The sequence below is a fragment of the Streptomyces sp. NRRL B-24572 genome, assembly GCF_002156145.1.
Classification (GTDB): domain Bacteria; phylum Actinomycetota; class Actinomycetes; order Streptomycetales; family Streptomycetaceae; genus Streptomyces; species Streptomyces vietnamensis.
The window spans coordinates 243-505 of record NZ_MWIG01001015.1 but is presented as its reverse complement, the minus strand read 5'-3'; the positions used below and the strand labels follow the sequence as shown (position 1 = coordinate 505).

1 protein-coding gene is annotated in these 263 nt (G+C 73.8%); it reads right to left on the bottom strand.

The window, feature by feature from the left end; all coding sequences use genetic code 11:
• Positions 1–263 (bottom strand): FAD-dependent monooxygenase (locus tag CCN56_RS45380; RefSeq protein WP_256962423.1); only part of this gene is annotated, 263 nt, incomplete at both ends.

Below are 263 nucleotides of genomic sequence, written 5' to 3'. Positions count from 1 at the left end.
GCGTCGCCGGCCAGGAACACCCGGCCGACCCGGTAGTGCTCGGCCTGCCGGGTGGCGTCGCCGAAGCGGGACAGCCAGCGCGGCGAGTGGACGCCGAAGTCGGTGCCGGCGAAGGCCTTCAGCCGGCTCTTGAAGTCGTCGAGGGTCGGCGGGGTCGCCCGGTCCTCGGCCACTCCGTCGGCGGGCACGATGACCCGGTACGCCCCGTCGTCCAAGGGCTGGAGGCCGAACCGCAGCTGGGTCTTGTGGACCTCCGCGACGAC